19 protein-coding genes are annotated in these 21,077 nt (G+C 44.5%); 3 read left to right on the forward strand and 16 right to left on the reverse strand.

Annotated features, from left to right (window positions below):
- Positions 1–155: 155 nt before the first annotated feature.
- From MKY98_RS17435 to MKY98_RS17460, 6 genes are all read right to left on the reverse strand, one after another.
- Positions 156–1,034, reverse strand: a complete 879-nt coding sequence (locus tag MKY98_RS17435; RefSeq protein ID WP_029515402.1) for a hypothetical protein — start codon at positions 1,032–1,034, stop codon at positions 156–158.
- A gap of 212 nt (positions 1,035–1,246) precedes the next feature.
- Entirely contained in the window at positions 1,247–2,716 is a 1,470-nt protein-coding gene (locus MKY98_RS17440) for a hypothetical protein (protein ID WP_341011045.1), read from the reverse strand.
- Positions 2,717–2,989: 273 nt separating this feature from the next.
- On the reverse strand, positions 2,990–4,471 hold the full coding sequence (locus MKY98_RS17445; RefSeq protein ID WP_069010431.1) for an Ig-like domain-containing protein: 1,482 nt from the start codon (positions 4,469–4,471) through the stop codon (positions 2,990–2,992).
- 478 nt (positions 4,472–4,949) lie between these two features.
- The gene (locus MKY98_RS17450) at positions 4,950–5,780 is read right to left on the reverse strand and encodes a siderophore biosynthesis protein (protein WP_069010429.1); all 831 of its coding nucleotides are present in this window, start codon (positions 5,778–5,780) and stop codon (positions 4,950–4,952) included.
- Between the two features lie 10 nt (positions 5,781–5,790).
- Positions 5,791–6,243, reverse strand: a complete 453-nt coding sequence (locus MKY98_RS17455; protein WP_069010428.1) for an AAA family ATPase — start codon at positions 6,241–6,243, stop codon at positions 5,791–5,793.
- Between the two features lie 2 nt (positions 6,244–6,245).
- Entirely contained in the window at positions 6,246–6,983 is a 738-nt protein-coding gene (locus MKY98_RS17460; protein ID WP_069010427.1) for a tRNA(His) guanylyltransferase Thg1 family protein, read from the reverse strand.
- Between the two features lie 60 nt (positions 6,984–7,043).
- Between MKY98_RS17460 and MKY98_RS17465 the strand changes: the two genes are divergently transcribed.
- Positions 7,044–7,310 (forward strand): DUF4395 domain-containing protein, encoded by a 267-nt coding sequence (locus MKY98_RS17465; protein ID WP_256026026.1) that lies wholly within the window; start codon positions 7,044–7,046, stop codon positions 7,308–7,310.
- Positions 7,311–7,337: 27 nt separating this feature from the next.
- Here the strand turns inward: MKY98_RS17465 and MKY98_RS17470 are convergent, their stop codons facing one another.
- Together MKY98_RS17470 and MKY98_RS17475 are read right to left on the reverse strand one after the other, a co-directional pair.
- On the reverse strand, positions 7,338–7,685 hold the full coding sequence (locus MKY98_RS17470; RefSeq protein ID WP_013311231.1) for a DUF2294 domain-containing protein: 348 nt from the start codon (positions 7,683–7,685) through the stop codon (positions 7,338–7,340).
- Positions 7,686–7,802: 117 nt separating this feature from the next.
- A complete protein-coding gene (locus MKY98_RS17475; RefSeq protein ID WP_069010426.1) occupies positions 7,803–8,231 on the reverse strand; it encodes a MarR family winged helix-turn-helix transcriptional regulator in 429 nt (142 codons plus the stop codon).
- A 156-nt stretch (positions 8,232–8,387) separates the two neighbouring features.
- Here MKY98_RS17475 and MKY98_RS17480 point away from each other — a divergent pair, with 156 nt between their 5' ends.
- Complete coding sequence (locus MKY98_RS17480; protein ID WP_069010425.1) at positions 8,388–9,698, forward strand: amidohydrolase family protein; 1,311 nt, start codon at positions 8,388–8,390, stop codon at positions 9,696–9,698.
- Between the two features lie 236 nt (positions 9,699–9,934).
- Here MKY98_RS17480 and MKY98_RS17485 read toward each other — a convergent pair whose 3' ends face one another.
- The 8 genes from MKY98_RS17485 to moaA form a co-directional block, all read right to left on the reverse strand.
- A complete protein-coding gene (locus MKY98_RS17485) occupies positions 9,935–11,470 on the reverse strand; it encodes a choice-of-anchor Q domain-containing protein (RefSeq protein ID WP_069010424.1) in 1,536 nt (511 codons plus the stop codon).
- A gap of 244 nt (positions 11,471–11,714) precedes the next feature.
- Positions 11,715–12,380, reverse strand: coding sequence for a molybdate ABC transporter permease subunit (gene modB, locus MKY98_RS17490; protein ID WP_069010423.1), 666 nt, complete (start codon positions 12,378–12,380; stop codon positions 11,715–11,717).
- Positions 12,381–12,407: 27 nt separating this feature from the next.
- Positions 12,408–13,229 carry a molybdate ABC transporter substrate-binding protein gene (gene modA / locus MKY98_RS17495; RefSeq protein ID WP_039274513.1) on the reverse strand — a complete coding sequence of 274 codons (822 nt, stop codon included), beginning with the start codon at positions 13,227–13,229 and terminating at the stop codon, positions 12,408–12,410.
- 89 nt (positions 13,230–13,318) lie between these two features.
- On the reverse strand, positions 13,319–14,392 hold the full coding sequence (locus MKY98_RS17500) for a thiazole biosynthesis adenylyltransferase ThiF (RefSeq protein WP_029515414.1): 1,074 nt from the start codon (positions 14,390–14,392) through the stop codon (positions 13,319–13,321).
- A 64-nt stretch (positions 14,393–14,456) separates the two neighbouring features.
- Positions 14,457–15,188: a molybdenum cofactor biosynthesis protein gene (locus MKY98_RS17505; protein ID WP_069010422.1), complete on the reverse strand. Its 732-nt coding sequence runs from the start codon at positions 15,186–15,188 to the stop codon at positions 14,457–14,459.
- Positions 15,189–15,244: 56 nt separating this feature from the next.
- Positions 15,245–15,493 (reverse strand): MoaD/ThiS family protein, encoded by a 249-nt coding sequence (locus MKY98_RS17510; RefSeq protein ID WP_039274509.1) that lies wholly within the window; start codon positions 15,491–15,493, stop codon positions 15,245–15,247.
- A 133-nt stretch (positions 15,494–15,626) separates the two neighbouring features.
- Complete coding sequence (gene fdhD / locus MKY98_RS17515; protein ID WP_039274507.1) at positions 15,627–16,439, reverse strand: formate dehydrogenase accessory sulfurtransferase FdhD; 813 nt, start codon at positions 16,437–16,439, stop codon at positions 15,627–15,629.
- A gap of 40 nt (positions 16,440–16,479) precedes the next feature.
- Positions 16,480–17,493 carry a GTP 3',8-cyclase MoaA gene (moaA, locus tag MKY98_RS17520; protein WP_069010421.1) on the reverse strand — a complete coding sequence of 338 codons (1,014 nt, stop codon included), beginning with the start codon at positions 17,491–17,493 and terminating at the stop codon, positions 16,480–16,482.
- Between the two features lie 641 nt (positions 17,494–18,134).
- Between moaA and fdhF the strand changes: the two genes are divergently transcribed.
- Entirely contained in the window at positions 18,135–21,077 is a 2,943-nt protein-coding gene (gene fdhF / locus MKY98_RS17525; protein ID WP_069010420.1) for a formate dehydrogenase subunit alpha, read from the forward strand.

Raw genomic sequence — 21,077 nt, forward strand, 5'->3', positions numbered from 1 at the left:
ACAAACTCGCTTCGAGTAAAATAGAAAAAGCACCTCAAACGAAGGCGTTAATGCCTAGGTTTGAGGTGCTTCCTCTATATCACGAGTATGTTTTGAAGCTATTATACTTCGTTCCAAGCAGGATGTAAACAGAACTGACAAATTATTTAAGGGTGTTAATGAACTTGAACGCCTAAGCTCCGAAAAAATCCTCGCATATTCTGCATGTAAGAATCCTGAGTAGCGGAAGATTCCTTAAGAAGATTTTGCATGCTGTTCATAAAAGCAGAAGCTGATGTCGTATCCGCTTTGTCAAAGCGATTGTTTAACGGTGTGTTATTTAGCAACTCTGTATTCTGTCCCATACGTTCCTTGTATTTCTCAATCCAATCAGGATGTTGAGGAACCTTTTGCGCAAAATTTAACAGTTGGCTCAACCCATTTCCTCCACCTTTAATATCATTCATGTACGCCGTATATTTTTGAGGATCGACCTGCTTCATCACTTCCGACAGCTTGACATAATCCTCAGGAGCACCTGACGGACGATCCATTGGAGTCGTGTAGCTAATATCTCCGGTCTCTGGATCAGTGGATCGTGTTAAAGCAATACCAGCGATCTGGTTCATGGTTTCCAGAAATTCTTTGGCCTTGTCGCCTTCCATGTAATGATCGGCAATATACTTGGATTGGGTAACTCCCATCTCCAGCAGCACAGCTCGCTGACTCTCATCGGTTACTGTTCCGTCGACGATAAAATTAGATTCAATCATACTGTACACTGCATTAGACACTTCTTCTGACTGACCTTCCAAAACCCGGTTTAATGAATCATTGATTTGGGTTGTACCGAAATACTTGGCAGCCTGTGATACAATAGCTCCTTCGGCCAACTGTCTGCCGGCTTCACTGATCTCCACGGAGTCTTGAACTACGAATCCCGAGACCTTTTCTTCATGAAGCTGGGATGATGGAACTTGCTTACTTGTCGGATTGATCCGTAAGCTACTCGCATTAAGAATCGCTTGCTGTGCTCTAAGAGGCCCAAAATTCATCCTATTTCCTCCTGTCATGTTTGTAACAGGCAATCTAAGGCGTATGTATAGTGTAATGTGACCCTGTTTCTATATATATCGGACAAAGCATATATGGAATGAATATATGCTTTGTCCCAAAAATGAACAAATATTGAAGAAAACTACTTTTGATTCAAATATAAAATACTCAAGCAACAAGTTACCTTAGGGTTAGCTTAATAACCTATCTATCAACCGCCATAAATACTATAGGCAAAGTGATATACAATATCCGTATCTATAATCGAAGTACCTGACACCTGAGCGGCTACCCCTGATAGATCATAGTAGTGTGTAAAACTGATGGCTCCAGACAGGTATTCCGCTATACTTCCAGTGGAAGATGGCAGGGAAAGAGTCACACTAAAGGCTCCATTCTGGTCCGTATAAGCTGTGCCTGTACGAGTACGATTCCCGCTGCCTTCAGTCCAGTTCTGATTCAACCATGTCACATCAACAGGTGCATTTGCCACTGGATAACCATCAGTTGTCTTAACTACACCATTCACGGTAAGGTTACTGCGTTGATTAACCCGATAATGACGACCATATGAGTAGTTCGGATAATCATTATGGCCATTAGCAGAATCATAGCCGGTAATTTCAATTTTGCCAGCCCGAAGCACCGGCTTCAGTGTAAGTGTGTACAAATGATTGGGTGAATACTGATTGGGTGTGTACACTCGCACATAGTAGGTTCCTGTATTTAAGCTAACATTATGGTTCGTTTGCGGCAAAAGCACCATTTGGTTTCCGGTAAGGACTCCGTAGACTTCCGCTTTGTAGCCATAACCGTCCGAAACACTGTCAAGCTTGACGTTCAAAGCGTCATAATTGCGGCTGGCTGGGATCGTAACTTGGTACCAGTCATTATCAATGCCTGAATGAATGGAGCGTGAATTAAGCGATGAACCGCCCGTACTAAAGGTAAAGTTGTAGGCATGGAAAGCACTCTCATCTGGTTCATATGCATCGTAGCTGGAACTTGTATCGACCGTTAGATAGAAAGGATCATTGATACTGGAACCTTTTTTGGCATGGACAGCAATCGCATATGCCTTTTCATTTCCAGAAGCGTTGCGGGTTCCTACGTTTTCAGGAAGTGAGGCAGCCCCCTGTTCATAATTGTTAAAATAAGTACCATAGGTGGATGCGTCAATGGCATTAGGATTAATGTCCCCTGTCGTCATATCAAACTCATATAAGTATAAATCATAGTCAAGCTGGGCTGAAAATGGACCATCCAACTGGGCCTGCAACAATTCACCAGGCTGCAAATAGATTGGATATAAAAATTGTGTACCTCCCTCTTGCGTAATCGTACCGGAATACGTAGCAGAAGAAGCTGTGGCTGAAGCAACCATTGGGCTTTCTTTCAGCGAAGACATGGATTCCCTTTTCAATGAGGTTGTCTCTGGTGTCTTGAAGTTGAGATTTTCTTGCATGACATAAACCGAAGACGTAACGCTGTCTGGCTTGTCTGCCCGCGTTAAACGCTTAATTAAGTCTCCATTTTCAGTTGTTAGCTGAATCTTGGGTTCTGACTTAATCGCTTGATCCGATGCAGCCTCCTTACTTTCACTCGCGTTCGCAGTCATTCCGAAAGCAAACAGAAGCATCATGCTTAACATCATTGCAATAGCCTTTTTGAACCTTTTCATACTGAAATCCCCTCTCAAATGGTTTAAGGAATTCCCGCTATCCCCGGATAAACCAGGGTGATTTCTAGGCTGCATGGCTCTATCATAAATCATCTTTGGTTCTATTGGAATATATTATGCAAAACATTTTCTATTTGTAATCTATGAAAACAAGACTATTTTCTTATCCTTGCTAAATAAACATGAAAAGTCGCTCTTTCAGAAATGGAAAGCCTCGGCTAACCCTTCAGAAAAAGCGACTCTCTCATGATCAAAATGACATTAAAGCATTTCTTAGTTTCTCAAGCTGTAAGCAAATAGATAAATAATGTCCGTCGCACTAATCGAAGTTCCATCGACATGAGCCGCTACTCCTGTAAGATCAAAATAGTGTGTGGAACCAATTTCACTTATATATTCTACATTTTTTCCTGTCGATTGCGGAAGAGAAAGGGTCACACTGAATTTACCGCTATCATCGGTGTACGTAGAAGCCGTTCTCGTACGGTTACCGCCACTCTCGCTCCAGTTCTTATCCAGCCAAACGACCGTGACAGGAGCATTGGGAACCATTTGACCATCTGTTGTTTTCACAACACCGTTCACGATCAGACTGCTGCCTCCGTTAATACGATAATGACGACCGTAAGAATACGTCGGATAATCATAATAGCCATTGGAGTTATAGCCGGTAATTTCAATTTTGCCAGCTCGAAGCACCGGTTTAATCGCTAGTGTATACAAATGGTCGGCTGAATACTGACTTGTGCAGTACACTCGTACATAGTAGGTCCCTGTGCTTAAGGTAACATTATGATTGGTTTGCGGTAGAAGCACCATTTGGTTGCCAGCAAGAGCTGCATATACTTCCGCTTTGTACCCATAGCTTTCCGAAGTGCTGTCCAGCTTCACATTTAATGCATCATAATTACGGCTGGCTGGTACTGTAACTAGATACCAATCGTTATCTATAGCGGAATGAATGGTACGGAAGTTAATCGAGGAGCCTTTGTCGTTAACCGTAAAATCATAAGCATGAAAGGCACTGTCATCCGGCTCATAGGCATCATAGTTGGAGCTTACTGCTACAGTTAAATAAAAAAGATCATTAATGCTAGACCCCTTCTTGGCATGAACTGCAAGCGCGTATGCCTTCTCGGCTCCGATTGAGTTGCGAGTTCCTACGTTTTCTGGAAGAGAAGCAGCTCCTTGCTCATAATTGTTAACATAAGTCCCGTAGTTGGAAACATCTATAGGATTGGAATTAATATCACCTGTCGCCATATCAAACTCATACAGGTATAAGTCATAGTCTAGCTGGGCTGAAGACGGACCATCCAACTGAGCCTGTAACAATTCACCCGGTTGCAAATAAATCGGATATAAAAACTGTGTGCCTCCCTCTTCTGTAATCGTGCCGGAATATGTAGCAGTAGACGCTGTCGCTACGGTCGCTGCAGCTTTAGCTGATACTGATTTTGTGCTGGCTTTGAGCGAAGGGGTAACTTTCTTTTTCAATACAGATTTCTGTGGTGTCGCCAAGTTAATATTTTCTGTAATGGTGTACACCGAATTTGTGATACTGGCAGGCTTGTCCGCGCGTGTTAATTGTTCAATGACACTTCCCTTATCAGTTGTTAGCTGCACATTGGAAACTATTTGAATCGCTTGATCCGTCTTCACCTCTGGGCTTGCACTCGCGTTCGCCGTCATCCCGAATGATAGCAGGAGCATTGAGCTTAGTGTAACTGAAACCACCTTTTTAAACCTTATCATACTGAAATCTCCTCTCAAATGTATTAAAGAAATACAGCTATTCCTAAATATATGCAGGGAAATTCTAGGATGTCCTTTTCTGTCATAAAGGAATTCTGGTTTCAATGGAATATAATTCTTAAAATATTCTTATTTGTAATCCGTATGAATAGGGTTTAGGTTAATTAACTTAATTTTGACACTATTTTACCGCAAAATCCCTACCATTCTCTTATTTATACGATATAATCAAATAATATGGATAGTTCTTTTAGACTATGAAATGAATCGAATTACCCATAACATACATAAAAAAGGGGATCTGAACTTAATTAATGAAAGTAACACCAAGCTAAGCGAGGGTAGAAAGCTATTCAGAGATTTTGGCGAACAGGTTAACACACTTGCTAAAGAGCATGATGTGACTTTGAATAAGAAATAAACAAAAAAACTCCCATTATGGGAGTTTTTTCACTTCAGGATTTTGCAAAATTCACACTTATGAATATTCGAAGCAAATTACCGCTTTACTTAATTCTTGGTCGTAAAATAAATAGACGGTATCCGCCCCACACGCTTGAAAATAATACCCGGTAATGGAACCGATATAGGTAAAAGTCTCACCATTGGGACGCTTAGGCACATGAAGCAGATTGGTTTGCTCGAACTGGAGCATCTCTTCCAGAGATTCATGATATTCCTTGATGTAACTTTGAGCCTTGTCAGACTGAAAAGCGATATCATCTAAAATTCCGTTAACTTCAGGGTAACTCAGCCCCCAACCACTGGATTGCTTTTCCTCAAAATCACGGGTGAGTTCTTCAACAGACTTTTTAGCCTCTCCAAAGGAGGAATATGGATAAATTTTATTATTTTCCAGGAAAAACGCTTTGCGAGCTTGGTAGTCTTGTTCATTATTCATATACACCTGTTCCAGTCCGCCCAACGCCATGACTTCTCTCTTCATACGTAGGTACGCTTTATCCCCGGTTGATTTCAGCGCTTCATAGGTAGCTTCCAATTGCTCCTTCTGATGAAGACTAAAATAATTCCAGTCTGCTTCGAACTTGTATTTGCCGTCAACTACATCGAATCCCAGCATATCTTCCTTGGTATATGAGGTATGAAAGTCCTGAGTATTTTCACCCACACAGCCTTCGTAGATTTCTTTTACGGAAACAAAATGCAACCACTCGTCCTGCTCTGGAAATAAGAACTGAAGATTAATCGAGCAAATCGGCAGAAAATGCTTGCGATGATGTTCAAGATCGCTGGCAAATACGTCCTCGTATGCTGGAAAACGTTTGATGAATCTCTCAGGTATGTTCATGGTAGTCCCCCTATATTGTATAGTTTTCCGGTAGCCTTCTAATCTGAAACGTTCCTTCCATGGAAATCACGCTATAGAGTTCATCAAATCCTTCTTCGTAGCTCGGAACCTCTAGTTTACGCATAACACTTTTAATACCGATTTCAGGAATATACTCTTTGCCTGTACGTTGCTCATTACGTTTAATAGATTCTACAAAATCGGGCTCAAAATAGTAGCCAATAATTTTAAACGCCTTATTTTTACAAGCATCTATATATTTCTTCCGTTCGATAACAGTGGCATTTGTATTATCTACAACAAAGCGCTGCATTGCTTCGATGGAGGCCTGAAGGTAAATATTTTCTCTATTTCGTGTTTTAAGCATATCCAGATTTATTCGCATATGTGTTTTGAAGAATTGTTCTTTATAAAAAGTCGACTTGCCCGAAGCCTGAATTCCTATAAAAATAACACACTCCAAATCTACACATCCTTGTCCAAGTATACATATTGGTTAATATAATCTCTATTCTGCGAAAAAATCGGTGTCTCATGATCAACATCCCACTTGCTTCTAACGGCTTCGCCTTTGTTGTATTGTTGTTTGGTAATGCAAATTCCCCGCTTTTGCCAGACCGGAAGGTCGTTCCAGTTTAGCCCTTTTTCCACAAAAAGCTTGTCTTGGAGCTGATTTCCGTTCAATCCTTCTAGATCTGAATGCCCGAAATGGGCTTGAGCTACCATAGAAATGCTGTTTTTAGTAGCATCTTGTTGTCTCCATAGGAAGTAGTTTGTAACCTCATCCTGAGGCAAAACCCAAGCTCTCGCATCAAAAGTGGCTAAAGGCTGACCTGGGTAAACCTTTTGGATTTCCTCATTAAATTTGGCTGTAGCCAGAGAGGCAGATATGGACACCATCTTTTGAAGATTATTTTCAAACCAGGATTGCGTCGTTAATTTGTCATCATTCGTAAGAAGCAGTGAGATTTCATCGCTCTGATGATACACCAATTTACATCCCATAATGTTATAGGCCAAATATTTACACGTCTCCCATAATGCAAAAATTAGTTTCTCATCAAAAGGTTTCGTCATCCCACGCGTAAAGGTATGAAAATGCGCACCATCAATTCTGATGATTACTGGTAAACGGCGTGGTAGGCTTAATCTATAGGCATTTTCATATTCCTTCATCCTATTTCCAAAATCATTTTTTTTCATAAACTATGTAGGTTCCTTTCATGATCCGTGATTTACGTACGCAGTACAGGGCGATATGGGGTGCGGATAGCCAAGCTTTTCTTGAAGAAAAGCCCCTCCTCGTATGTGCAGGAGGACCGAGAACAGCAAAGGTTTAATCAGCTTCTTGCCGTCTTTTTTCTGCTGGTCGCTTGGGTAGGATTTATGCTCCAGTGGAGTATTGTCGCTTATGTATTCTCGACCATGGGCCTGGTGGCGGCCTTGGTGGCTATCCTTGGTTTTTGCATAGGATGTTTTATTCTCTACCAATGGTCCCAATATCAATATCGAAGAAGAAAACACGTGTAAACAGACTATGTCGGTTCCGCCTTCTTATTATTTTGCAGTAATATTATCCTCAAACACAAAAACAGAGATGGCTATATCTTCCTCCACTTTAATATCTGAAAAGAGGTGCAGCAGCCGGGAATCCATGTAATCCTCCAGTTCTTTATTGAAGTGTGTGGGATAGATTTTTTGAACCATTTTGGTTCGGGCTGCATGCACCATCTCTTTCCCGGATTCTTCTTGTGCCAGAAACTTTTCGGATGGGGTTAAATTTCCATACAGCATCGTGATGGCCATATTATCTACAAAGGTTGTATGTATGCGCTCCGGGCCTTTCCCAAATAGCTCTTTACGTACTTTTCGAATAATTTCGTTAAAACCCGTTTCCCTTCTCATATCGCACCGCTCTCCTAAAATCTACTAAAATCCCTATTACTATTTCCATCATAACCGATTCCTATCATATAAAACAGAGACTAGCGAAAGTGATTTTTGGAACATGATTTTACGCAATTATAGGCGTTCATTAATTTTGTTTAACATTCCCTCTAAAATTCGCTTCTCCTCTTCGGTCAGGGCCTGAACAATTTCGTCCTCCACCTTTTGGAAAGAATCACTAAAAGTTTCAATCAATTCAATGGCTTTTGGTAAAACATAAATATTTTTTTGCCGTTCATTATTGGCCGGGATTTTGCGCTCGATGAATCCTTTTTGCTCAAGACCTTGAAGTATGCTTGTAATGCTGGCTCCGCGCAGATGAAACCGATCGGCAAGATCCTTCTGAATTAAATTATTTTCTTGATTCTCGTAGATATATCTAATCATTTTTCCTTGTTGAGCATTTAATCCCAACTCTTTTATGCTCTCGTCCGCTCTTTTCTTTAGCTTAAGACCGATAACCTGAAACAAATCCAGAAAAACCGTATCCTTTTGGGTTTTCATCATCGTACCTCCTCAAATTATTAGAAGTCTAATTGTCAGTAAATAAACTATATAAATCTCTAAACTGTTTGTCAAATGAAAATTAGTTTATTGACAGTTATACAACTAACAGTTAGAATTCTAATTGTTTGAAGCTGAACACTAAGGAGGAACGACATGAAGAATGTAACTCAAAGCTCTACGGTAGAAAAAGTTACAGCGATTACGAATGTACGTATTTTCGATGGAGAAAAAGTTATTGAGCCCAGAAATGTTATCATCCAGGGGAAAACTATTATTTCGGTAGGTGGAGACCTTCCGACGCATGCAACGATCATCGATGGGGAAAATGCGACATTATTGCCCGGCCTGATTGATGCGCATGTCCACACTTCAATCGGTGGGTTACGAGATGCTTTAAAATTCGGCGTCACGACAGAACTCGAAATGAACGGCAGTTTTACAGAAAGAGGGCGCAAGATCCAGTTAAAAAACGTGAATGACGCCGCTGAAGTCCGTTCCGCCGGCACAGCGATCACTGCTCCAGGTGGTCATCCGGATGAATTATTGCAGGATGAGGATGAAATTCCTGAGTTCGTATTAAAGGAATTGGAGAAGTTACCCAAGAAAGACCGGGAAGCTATGCTAGCCGCTTACGCTCACGATCACGAAAAAGTGCCCCAAGTGACGACAGTGGAAGAAGCGATCAAACATGTGCATACCCAAGTGGAGAGTGGCGCCGACTTTATTAAAATCATGATTGAAGAAGGGACGGTCTTGGGTGCCCCTGGACTGCCTATTTTAAGCGACGAGATTTTAAAAGCAGCTGTGGTAGAAGCCCATAAGTTCGATAAAATAGTCATAGCCCACGTCTTGACGGCTCATTCTTCGCAAACCGCCATCGATATTGGAGTCGACGGATTGGGTCACTTATTTCTCGACAGGCCCGAATACACATCTGAGTTGGTGAAATCCATAGCGGATTCAGGCGCATTTGTTATACCGTGCTTAGTATTGAACTCATCCATTCTAGGGAATCCAGCATCAGAATTGGCGAATGATTCACGTGTTTATTCCAAATTAAGTCCGGAATGGATCGATATTTTGAAATCAAGCTTCCATACTTTCCCGCAAGGCAATTTGGAGAATAGCTTTAAAAATGTGATGGATCTTCACCGTGCCGGTGTGGATATTCTGGTCGGGACGGATGTCGCCCCCGTTCCTGTTCCCAATCTTGGCGGCCTTGCTCATGGAGCCAGCGTTCATCATGAAATGCAATTGCTGGTTGAGGCCGGATTTACTCCCATAGAAGCGCTTCAGTCGGCTACCGCGAAACCGGCCCGTTGCTTTGGGCTTAACGATCGCGGCTGTATTGCCGAAGGTTCGCTCGCTGACCTTATACTAGTAAACGGTGATCCGACAACCAACATCTCGGATACTTTGTCGATCAAATCCGTATGGTTCAAAGGTGTGCAACAACTATGTTAATCGGAGCCTATCGAACAGGAACAACTTTCTAATCTCATTTATATGACTTCCATTTTTACTTTCCGAAGATAGCTTAATCTTGTTGCCAACGCAAAAACACCTCCAAGGTTATCTCCATATCTTACGACATGGGGTTTCACTTTGAAGGTGTTTTAATTGCAAGCAACATTGTAAAAATGTACAAACAGTGGTCCCAAATAATTTCGCCATGCTCTGTTTGTCATAAAATATACGGCTTACTCGTAGGCACCGATGTTCACAGCGGCTCCCTGTACTCTTGGCTTCCCGTCGATATCCAGTGTTCCAATGATGGCAAGGTCCGTGTTCCCGGCATCGATCGCAGGTGACGAAGACTGCAAATGGAAGTCGCCGTTCGCGGCATTCACGAATTTAGGATCGGCAAATAGGGAATGCGTATCGTTGCCGGTCCCCGATTTGTACGCGGAGAAACCCGTATACTCCTTTTTTTTCCAAATCCAATTTGCTTCCGAGCTGCCGCTCGGAGCAAAATATAAATTATAATCCACAACATTGCCGGAATTTTTGGTGTATCCATTGGAGATCAGCATATCCGTGGAGCTGGCCACGAAAATATTGTTTTGGATCACGTTGTTTCGCGTATCATATTGAACCAAAAACTGGCCGCTTCCATCTTCAAACGTATCGTTCTTGTATAGTGTATTGTTCACGATCTTGCAGTTTACCGTGGAGCCACGCTCCTCATTGTAACCGCCCATGGCAATGCCGGTCAGTCGGTTGTTATATATCGCGTTGCTGCGGACCGTAATATTGCTGGTGGCTTTACCGGCGTGCTCGGAGGCAATTTCGACGCCGATATCGTTGTTGTAGCTGTAGTTCTGCTCAATAATACTGTCCTTGCCCCCATCTACATAAATGCCCCCGGCCGAGTTGTCATCGCTCTTGTAAGATGGGTTATTTTGAACTGAATTATTATACACCCGATTGCCCTTCACCAACCCGTTCCGCGCCTGATCGTAAGTCGTATTCGGCGCGGTGCCCTCAAAGCCGATCAAATCAATCCCGATGTTGTCATTATCGTGAATGAGGTTGTCGGTCACCGCAAAGCCATCCACGTTGCCGTTTAAAACGAGCGATTCGCTGGAGCCCAGCACGAGATTGTACAGCTCATTGCCGCTGATCGTAAGATCGTGAATCGAAGCCGGAGCTTTCGTGCCGTAAACAGCGATACCGTGAGCATCCCGGCCCAGCCGATCTTTGCCGGTCGGAGTGACCATGTTTTTGATGTCATGGATTTTATTGTTGGATAGATTAATGAAGCCGCCCGAACCGTGGACATAAATACCTACAGGCACCACGTTCTTGGAAGCAGTGGTAAAATTGCGGATTTCAAACCCCCGAACAGTAACGTAATTGACATCGGCCAGTTCGATCAGCCCTTCGTTCCCGCTGACCGAAAGTCCGCTGCCATCAATAATGGCGGTCTCTGTCCCATAGTTGGTGAACACAATGGGACCTTGCGAAGCGGAGCCAGAGCGGGTAATCTTTACTTTCTGCTTGTACACGCCGCCCCGGACGTAAACCGTGCTGCCCGCAGGAGCCACGTCGGCCGCGTGCTGCAACGTCTTCCACGGCGCATCGTTCGTTCCGGCGTTAGAGTCGCTGCCGCTCGTGGCCACATAATATTCTGAACCGGCCGCGGAAGCGACGGGAGGTTGCACATTTCCGGCCACCAGACCAAGCCCGAAAACCACGGCTAAACCTACCAGAAACATTTGCCCGAATTTCTTCATGTTCCTCATCCCCTTTGTTTTTCTTGTAAATTGTACCCTAATTCCACTAAATCTGGTTCTTTGGCATCGGCCATTAGTGCAACCTAATGCGCCATACCAAAGAACAGGAGGTCACCGTAATCGCTGTCGATAGAAACAAGAAACCCTGCGTTTTAGTAATCGCAAGGTTTCTTGGTGATCAAAGCTGCTAACGTTGCCGCAGCTGCCCTATCGGCAGACTACGCATATTCTTACTCCAAACGAACTAATCCTTTACCAGTCGATTAGAAAGCATCAACATGATAAAAGAGAATAAAATGATGACAGCTACCCAGCTCCAAGAGAGTGTCATATTTCCGACCTCGGACGCGGTGTAAATTGCTGTAGGCAGGGTTTGAGTCTGTTCAGGAATATTACCTGCAAGCATCAGCGTAGCACCAAATTCCCCTAACCCTCGGGCAAATCCGAGAATGTATCCTGAAATGAGGGGGCGGTAGGCAAGGGGCATCGTAATGTGGCGAAACACTTGCCATTCGTTGGCACCTTGCGCACGTGCAGCCTGCTCTACCTCCGGGTCTACAGCTTCAAAACCTGCTTTAATGGTGCGGTAAGCCAGTGGAAAAGCAACAACTACGGCCGCCACCACTGCAGCTCCCCACGTAAATACAATCGTCTGCTGGAACAGGCTTTCGAAGGCAGTGCCAATCCAGCTTTTCCTTCCCAGCAAGATGAGCAAAATAAAGCCGATAACAGTAGGAGGCAAAACGAGCGGAAGAAGTAGGACGGTCTCAATCACGCTGGTTCCCCTCCGCGACGTGCAGTTCGCCATCATCCGCGCTACCACAGTAGCTAATAAAAAGACGATGATGCTGGCGACGACAGCGACTTTAACAGATACGATAACCGGAGGAAGAAAAGCTGACCAATCCAACGGGACCCCCTCCTTTATCTGTAAATTCTATTTTCCCGTCATTTCTGTAGGAGCTGAAAATCCATCTTTACTGAACACACTCATAGCTTCATCTGTTCGTAGAAAATCAAGAAACTCTCCTGCTTCCTGGCTGTGTTTGGTTGCTTTTACAATGCCTTCAGGATACAGGATGGGTGCGTGCAATTCCTCGGGCACTTCCAGTGCTATGACCGTTTTATCGGATGATTTGGCATCCGTTAGATAGACGAGTCCTGCATCGGCGTTGCCTGTTTCAACATAATTTAATACCTGTCTTACGTCCTTGGCGAATACCATCTTAGGTTCCAGCTTGTCCCATAGCCCAGCCTTCGTTAACGATTCTTTAGAATATTGTCCGGCGGGAACGGTAGTAGGCTCCCCAACAGCCACTTTCAGGAAAGAAGGACCCATCAAGTCATTGAGCGTAATGCTTTTGTTATCTGTGCTTTTCGCCTTATCTTGCGGAATAACCACAACCAGTTTATTTTGAAGTAGCACGTTATCCTTTTCCACCAATGAAGCATCGGTTAATGCCTTCATTTGCTTCATGCCTGCCGAAATAAATACGTCAGCGGGTGCGCCTTGCTCAATTTGTTTTTGTAATGTACCAGATGAAGCGTAGTTAAAGGTAAGTTTGATATCTGGGTGCTTTTTCTCATACTGGCCCTTGAGCGTATTCAGACTATCTTGAAGACTCGCAGCGGCAGAAACGACTAGTTCTGTCTTGGGTGCGGACTGTGCCGACTGTACAGCAGCCGGAGACGAACACCCAGCCAGAACCCATGCCAACAATCCAACGAACGTGAATATGTACCCAAATTTCTTTTTCAACTTGTTCTTCCCCTATCCTATAAATTCCAAAATGAGATAGCGAAAATAAGGAAGCATTGTACATCTCATAACGGGTCGAATCTATTGGGTCAACCCAAATATTTGTGATAAATTGATCTCGCCTCGGCGATGTCCTTCGTGCCATGAATTAAGACGCGACCATCCTGAAAAAGAACGATTCGATGCGTCCCGATAACAACGGATACCAGGTATGGATTATGCTCCACTTTGCCCCCCTGACGGGATAACAAACGTGCCGCTTCATTCAGATCACGTACAGCACCCGAAGCCGGGCGGATTTGAACCGTATCTCGTCCGCACAAGACAGCCGTTTTAGCCTGATGCTCCGATTGTAAAAAAGGATACACTGGGTGCTCACCACACGTTGGACAATCGGCTTTCTTCATGGCGCTGATTTGGATTGCCTGATGCTGATTGTTCCACAGATCGAAAGAAATCAGCTTATTTTGCAAAGCCGAATCGTCCCCTGTGAGCAGCTTCAATGCCTCGGCGCTTTGATAAGCCGCTACCATCTGTACAGCCGGGCTAATCACACCGACCGTATCACAGGTTGCACCGCCGAGCGGTACAGTTCCGAGCAGGCAATGCAGGCACGGTGTCTGCCCTGGCACGATGGTAAAGGTTGTCCCATAACTACCTACACATGCCCCGTAAATCCAGGGTATTCTGTGCTTGACCGCATAATCGTTCATAAGCAAACGTGTATCGAAATTGTCAGTGGCATCTACGATGAGATCCACCCCTGCTGCGATATCGTCGATTTCCTCCAGCGAGACGTCCCGGACTAGCGCACGAATGTCCACGTCCGAATTGGTTTGCTGCAATCGCTTCTGCGCGGCCACTGCCTTGGGGATCTGATTACGGGCATCCGCTTCGTCATAGAGCTGTTGGCGCTGCAAATTACTCCAGTCTACATAATCACGGTCTACCAACGTCAGCCGTCCGATGCCCGCTCGCACCAGCATGTCAGCATTGGCAGTGCCCAGTGCGCCGGCCCCCACCATCAGCACGTGCTTACTACGGATATTTTGCTGGCCTGTCGGTCCAATTTTCGAGAATAATTCCTGTCTAGAATAACGGGCATGAGACGTATGCGCATGTGCAGCAACCTCTATTTTCTGGATCTTGTCCATTTCTGACATCGTTGATTTACGCCTCCATACTTATCCATTGAATAGCTACAAGTTGATCAGACAAGCTAAAAGCTTAGATGTCCTCGCCCTTATTTGAAAGCTTTGGGGTACTTTGAGGGTTCCAGCCACCCAGCTGATGCCCCTTCCATTCTGAGCCGTCCTCCCACACTTCCTTTTTCCAAATCGGTACGATTTGCTTTAACCGTTCAATGGCATGGCGGCTGGCTTCATAGCAAGTATCGCGGTGTGCAGCTGAGACAGCAATCACCACACTCGTCTCTCCAATTCTTACCGTGCCAAGCCGATGTGTAATCGCAGTACGTGTGGAAGGCCAACGTTCTGCAATTTCGTCACCAATCTGCTTCATCGTGTTCATGGCCATCGGGACATACGCCTCATATTCAAGCAACACCGTTCGCTGACCTTGCGTAAATTCCCGAGTCGTACCATTAAAGGTCAGCGAGGCGCCATGAGAAGGGTCGAGTACCTTTGAGGTTACTTCATCGGCATCAATCGGGTCGTACGTAATGGCAAATAAACCACATTTTGAAACGACCGTCTCCATCCCGGATGCTGACTGATGAAGAGCAATTGCATCTGATGGAAGCACAAGTTCATTTGGAGAAGCCAGCTTTTTATGATGGGTAAAAAAAGAACCTGCCAGTTGTGAAGCCACTTCCGGGTACAGCTCATTCAGCCTTTTTCGAATGTCTGCAATGGTCACCGCTTCCTGTGAAAGTTCTACCGTGATCACATCACCAAGTTGCTCCGCCATATCTGCGAATAGTTGAATACGATATTGCATATGATCTGCCCCCTTGCACCTATTCTATCGAATTCACCTATCCTATTAAATAAAATCTACCCTCCTGAAACCGGAGGAATAATCGCAATCTCATCATGTATACTCACGAGGTCCTCAGGAGCGGCGTAGGCTTGATTTCTGGCAACAAAAGAACCCTGCAACTGAGCTGCTGATTCAGGGAAACGCTCGGATAGCAAGTCTTTTAATGCGGCAACGGTCATCGTTTCTTGCTCAGTAGGCACCATAATTATAGGCCCTCCCATCTGTTCCGCAAGTCCAGCAAATACTTGAATATGATAGTTCATTTAACATCCCCTCCTTTTCAGTACAGTGACTGCCCACCACATATGTACCAAGAAAAACCAACATGAATGAATACCTCGAAAGGTTTTATTCCATGCTGGTTAACTATGACGGTGTACATTGAAGATTATTATATTATATTTTAGATTCGACCAGTTCATCAATCCGTTCGGTATGCGTATATACATTCAGAGAACGACTGCGTATAAAGCCAACGGTCGTAATCCCCAGGTCCTCAGCCAACTCAAGTGCAAGCTCTGTAGGAGCTGACTTGGACAAAACAACTTCACAGCCAATCTTCGCAACCTTCAACAAAATTTCAGACGAAATGCGTCCGCTGAATACTATGATTTTGTCTTGTAATACAATATCATGTTTTAGGCAATGCCCATAGATTTTATCTAGCGCATTGTGTCGGCCGATATCTATTCTGGATAGGATCATCCCGTTTTTATCGCACAGCGCTGCATTATGAACACCACCGGTCTCCTGAAACGTAAGTGCCGAGTTTTGCATTAAATTCATCAAACGAAAACAATCGTCAAAAGACAGCGTAACATGGGTGTCATTCATTCTTTTTGCCACTTTGGCATCATTGATAAAATAAAAGCCCTGTCTACTTTTTCCGCAACAGGAGGTAATGTACCGTTTGGAATGAAAGTTTTGATAAAACTCATTCATTCGACGGGTTTTAATATGAACAAAGCCTTCTTTTTCCTGAACCCAAATATCTTCGATATCATCGTACCGTTGAATGACGCCTTCAGAGGCCAAAAAACCTACTGCCATATCCTCCACATACTCCGGTGTACAAACCATGGTAGCAAATTCCTGCTGATTGATTTTGATGGTCACCGGATGCTCCGTCACCACCGTGTCTTCAAAACGCTTGATCTGACCGTCACGATAACGGAAAATCTCACGTTTCACCTCAGCTGGCTTTTCCATGTGCTCCACTCCCTCATTTCTGACAGGCTGGCTCTCCGGCTCACCCGCCGATGTGTGACATTTCAATTTTAGACGTTGCTTGCTGTGTATGATTCAGCCGTTCCTCTGAATAGCGGTCGGTACGGTCTCTCCAAACACGCTCAATGTAAGCTCTAATCTCGTCATCGGACTGTTCGGAACGTAGCATCGCGCGAAGCTTGTACCCTTGAGAGGCAAACAGGCACGTGTACAAGGAGCCTTCAGCAGAAATTCTCGCTCGTGTACATGTGGAGCAGAAGGCGTCCGTAACAGACGAAATAATACCGATTTCCCCGTCCCTGTCCTGATACCTGTAGCGCGTCGCCACCTCACCTTTGTACTGGGGTGCGACAGGCTCTAACGGCATATGCTCGTGAATGGCTTCGATGATCTGCTGCTTGGAAACGACCTGATCCAATTTCCAGCCATTGGTGTTGCCTACATCCATAAACTCAACAAAACGTAAAATATGCTTTTTCTTTTGGAAATAGTCGGCCATGGGAACAATATCCTGATCGTTAAAGCCCTTTTGCACGACCATATTTATTTTCACCTGCATCCCTGCTTGATCCGCAGCCTCAATACCATCCAGCACCGCCTTTACGCTGCTTCTGCCCCCGTTCATTTGGCGGAACCGATCATCATCGAGCGAATCCAGACTAACCGTCACTCTCTTCAGTCCCGCCTCTCGCAGTGCTGCAGCATATTTAGGCAAAAAAACGCCGTTTGTCGTCATTGCAATATCTTCAACCCCATCGAGTTGAGTTAACGAATGAATAAGCGAGGACAAATTTTTCCTCAGCAACGGCTCACCACCAGTAATACGCAGCTTCGTAACGCCCAGCGAGACAAAAATACGGGAAAGGCGTGTAATTTCTTCAAAGGTCAATATTTTTTCTTTTGGCAAAAACGGATAGTCATGGCCAAATATTTCTTCCGGCATACAATATCGGCACCGAAAATTACATCGGTCTATGACGGATATTCTTAAGTCCCGTAACGGACGATTCCATTGATCGTCGCTCCGGTTCGCCATCCTGTTCACCTCAATCCGTCTTCATTAATAAAACTCTTTACCCTTTTAAATCGGAACGGTATTTCCATTCATTTTATACTGAACCAAAAAACCGGCATCACAACAACTTCTTCGCTTATGAATATCGAAGAATCTGCTAAATGCCGGTTAATTTATCTACATCAGGATTTTACGAATCCCACATCATGCGATATAGAAAAATCAAACTAACAAGCGCTGCGACAAATAAAATATACGCGATTCCCACGTACACTCCATTTACGATTGCTCAGAAATAGACTACATTCCTATTGTTAGCAATCCTGGAACGTTTGTCAATGATTTTTCGTTTTCTCAAACGATAATCATTATCAATTAAAAAAATAGTAATGTACCGTTGAACTATCTTAAATTTTACGTTATAGTTACACGAGATAACATGCAGAAAATGACATATCTAAGTTATTCAGAAGTTATTGATATACAGACGGTGCGTACTGTTTGTTATTAATACATATTCAAATGGCGGATTGGCCTCCAGGACCTAGAGCTTGGTCACTACTCCACCATAAACACAAGTGCTGGAACATGAGCACTTGTGTTTATGGTGGAGTTTTTTTATTCCTAATTTTTAAATTTAAAATCTGAAAGGAGCCTGAACCGTGACTGATAGTACGATCAAAATTACATTAAACGGACAGGAACTGAAAACGAAGAGCAGCGCAACGATTCTTGAAGTGATTAACGAAAACAATATCGCCCATCCCCAGCTGTGTTACGTTCCCGAGGTCGATCCGATCCGTACCTGTGACACATGTATCGTGGAAGTGGACGGAAAACTTATGCGTTCTTGCTCGACATTGGCTTCGGATGGAATGAATATTCATTTACATTCGGATCGCGCGAAAGCAGCTCAAACCGAGGCTATGGACCGATTGCTGGAAAATCATCTCCTCTACTGCACCGTATGCGATAATAACAACGGTAATTGTACTTTGCATAATACAGCAGAGCTTATGGAAATTGAACATCAAAAATATCCATATCAACCGAAAGTTGACCCAACAGAAGTAGATATGTCTCATCCCTTCTACCGATATGACCCCAATCAATGTATTGCATGCGGCCAATGCGTAGAGGTATGCCAAAACCTTCAGGTTAATGAAACGCTGTCCCTCGACTGGGAGGCTGAACGTCCTCGCGTCATATGGGATGACCGGGTTGCGATTAACGAATCCTCCTGCGTTAGCTGTGGTCAGTGTGTAACCGTCTGTCCATGTAATGCCTTGATGGAGAAATCTATGCTGGGAGAAGCAGGCTTCATGAGTGGCATGAGCAAGGATTTATTAAATCCGATGGTGGATTTAATAAAGGAAGTGGAACCGGGCTATAGTGGGATTTTTGCTATTTCCGAAGCCGAAGCAGCGATGCGCGAAACCCGTACGCAAAAAACGAAAACCGTCTGTACGTTTTGCGGTGTAGGTTGCAGCTTTGAGGTTTGGACCAAAGGCCGCAAAATTTTGAAGGTACAACCTACCTCTGAGGGACCTGTTAACGGTATCTCGACATGCGTAAAAGGAAAATTCGGCTGGGATTTTGTAAACAGCGATCAGCGTCTGACCTCCCCTTTAATTCGTCAAGGTGACGAATTTGTGGAAGCAACCTGGGAAGAAGCACTGAGCCTGATGGCCAGTAAAATGGGAGCTATTCAAGAAACTTACGGTGGCGAAGCACTCGGCTTTATTTCTTCGTCCAAATTTACCAATGAAGAAAACTATTTGATGCAGAAGTTGGCTCGTCAGGTCTTCCAAACGAATAACGTCGATAATTGCTCACGGTATTGCCAATCTCCTGCGTCATGGGGGCTGCAATACACCGGAGGCATCGGTGGAGACAGCGGTACGATTAAAGATATTGCCAAAGCAGGTTTGGTCATGCTGGTCGGTTGCGCGCCGGGAGAAGGTCATCCCGTGCTGGCTACGCGTATCAAACGTGCGCATAAGCTGCACGGTCAAAAGTTAATCTCGGTCGACCTGCGCAAGCATGAAATGGCAGAACGCGCTGATCTGTTCATTCGTCCGAAGCAAGGTACTGATTATGTATGGTTATCCGCTGTAGCCAAATACATCATTGAGCAAAACTGGCATGATGCAAAATTCATTGAAGAGCATGTAAACTTCTATCCTGAATATTTGAAATTGCTAGAGCGATTCACCCTGGACTTTGCCGAACAGGAAACTGGTATTTCCAAAGAGACACTGATTCAGGTAGCGACTATGATTCACGAAGCCGACGGCACTGCCATTTGCTGGGGCATGGGTGTGACGCAAAACATCGCAGGCTCTTACACTTCGATTGCGATTGCCAATCTGCTGCTGGTGACTGGAAACTTTATGCGTCCGGGTGCAGGCGCATATCCGCTTCGCGGACATAACAATGTTCAGGGTGCTGCCGATATGGGTACGATGCCGGATATTTTCCCGGGCTATCAGCCCGTGACGAACGATGACATTCGTGCCAAGTTTGAAGCGGCCTACGGTGTACAAATCCCAGGTCAGCGCGGACTGGACAACATTCAGATGCTAGAAGCCATTGAAACAGGTAAGCTTAAAGCGATGTATATCGCTGGAGAAGAGATGGCATGGGTGGATGCCGACTCCAACCATACCCAAGAAATGCTGGCGAATTTGGATTTCCTTGTCGTTCAAGATGTATTTCTGAGCAAGACAGCTGAATTCGCTGACGTTATTTTGCCAGCCGTACCTTCACTTGAAAAAGACGGAACCTTTACGAACACCGAACGTCGTGTCCAGCGTTTATACGAAGCACTCCGCCCTATGGGAGACAGTAAACCGGATTGGTGGATTTTCAGCCAATTTGCCAAGCATATGGGATTTGATTGGGATTACAGCCATCCAAGTGAAATTTTTGAGGAAATGGCGTCGCTCACTCCATTTTTCTCCCAATGTAATTATGACGTATTGGAAGGCTGGAACAGCTTCCACTGGGGATCGCCGGATGGTAGCAATACACCGCTGCTGCACACCAACGGCTTTAACTTTCCAGATAAAAAAGCGCGTTTGGGACTTTTCGAATATGTACCACCAAAAGAGTACCCTGTTGAATTCGATCTGACCTTGAATAATGGTCGACTGCTCGAACAGTTTCATGAAGGAAATATGACGACCAAATCAGCGGGTATTCAGCTCAAACTTCCAAAAGTATTTGTGGAAGTGTCACCTGAATTGGCTAAGGAGCGCGGAGTCACAGACGGATCGCTGGTTCGATTGGAATCCCCTTATGGTGCGGTCAAGCTACGCGTTCTGGTTACAGACCGGGTGCAGGGAACTGAAATTTATGTGCCGATGCACTCTACCAGCCATGATGGTGCTGTCAATCTGTTAACTGGTGGAGCGTTCGATGTGGTCACCCGTACACCGGCCTATAAACAAGCCAAAGTACGGATGCAAATTTTGGAGGTAGATGGTCAAAATCCACTCCCACGTATTAATCCGCGTTACAAAAAGCGTCACCCGCAAAATGGGGTTGAAGTGGACCGTAAGTGGAATCGTCCCGGTTATGTTGATTTGGTAGATCAAAAATAA

The organism is Paenibacillus sp. FSL M8-0228, from assembly GCF_038007385.1.
GTDB classification, from domain to species: Bacteria; Bacillota; Bacilli; order Paenibacillales; family Paenibacillaceae; genus Paenibacillus; species Paenibacillus polymyxa_D.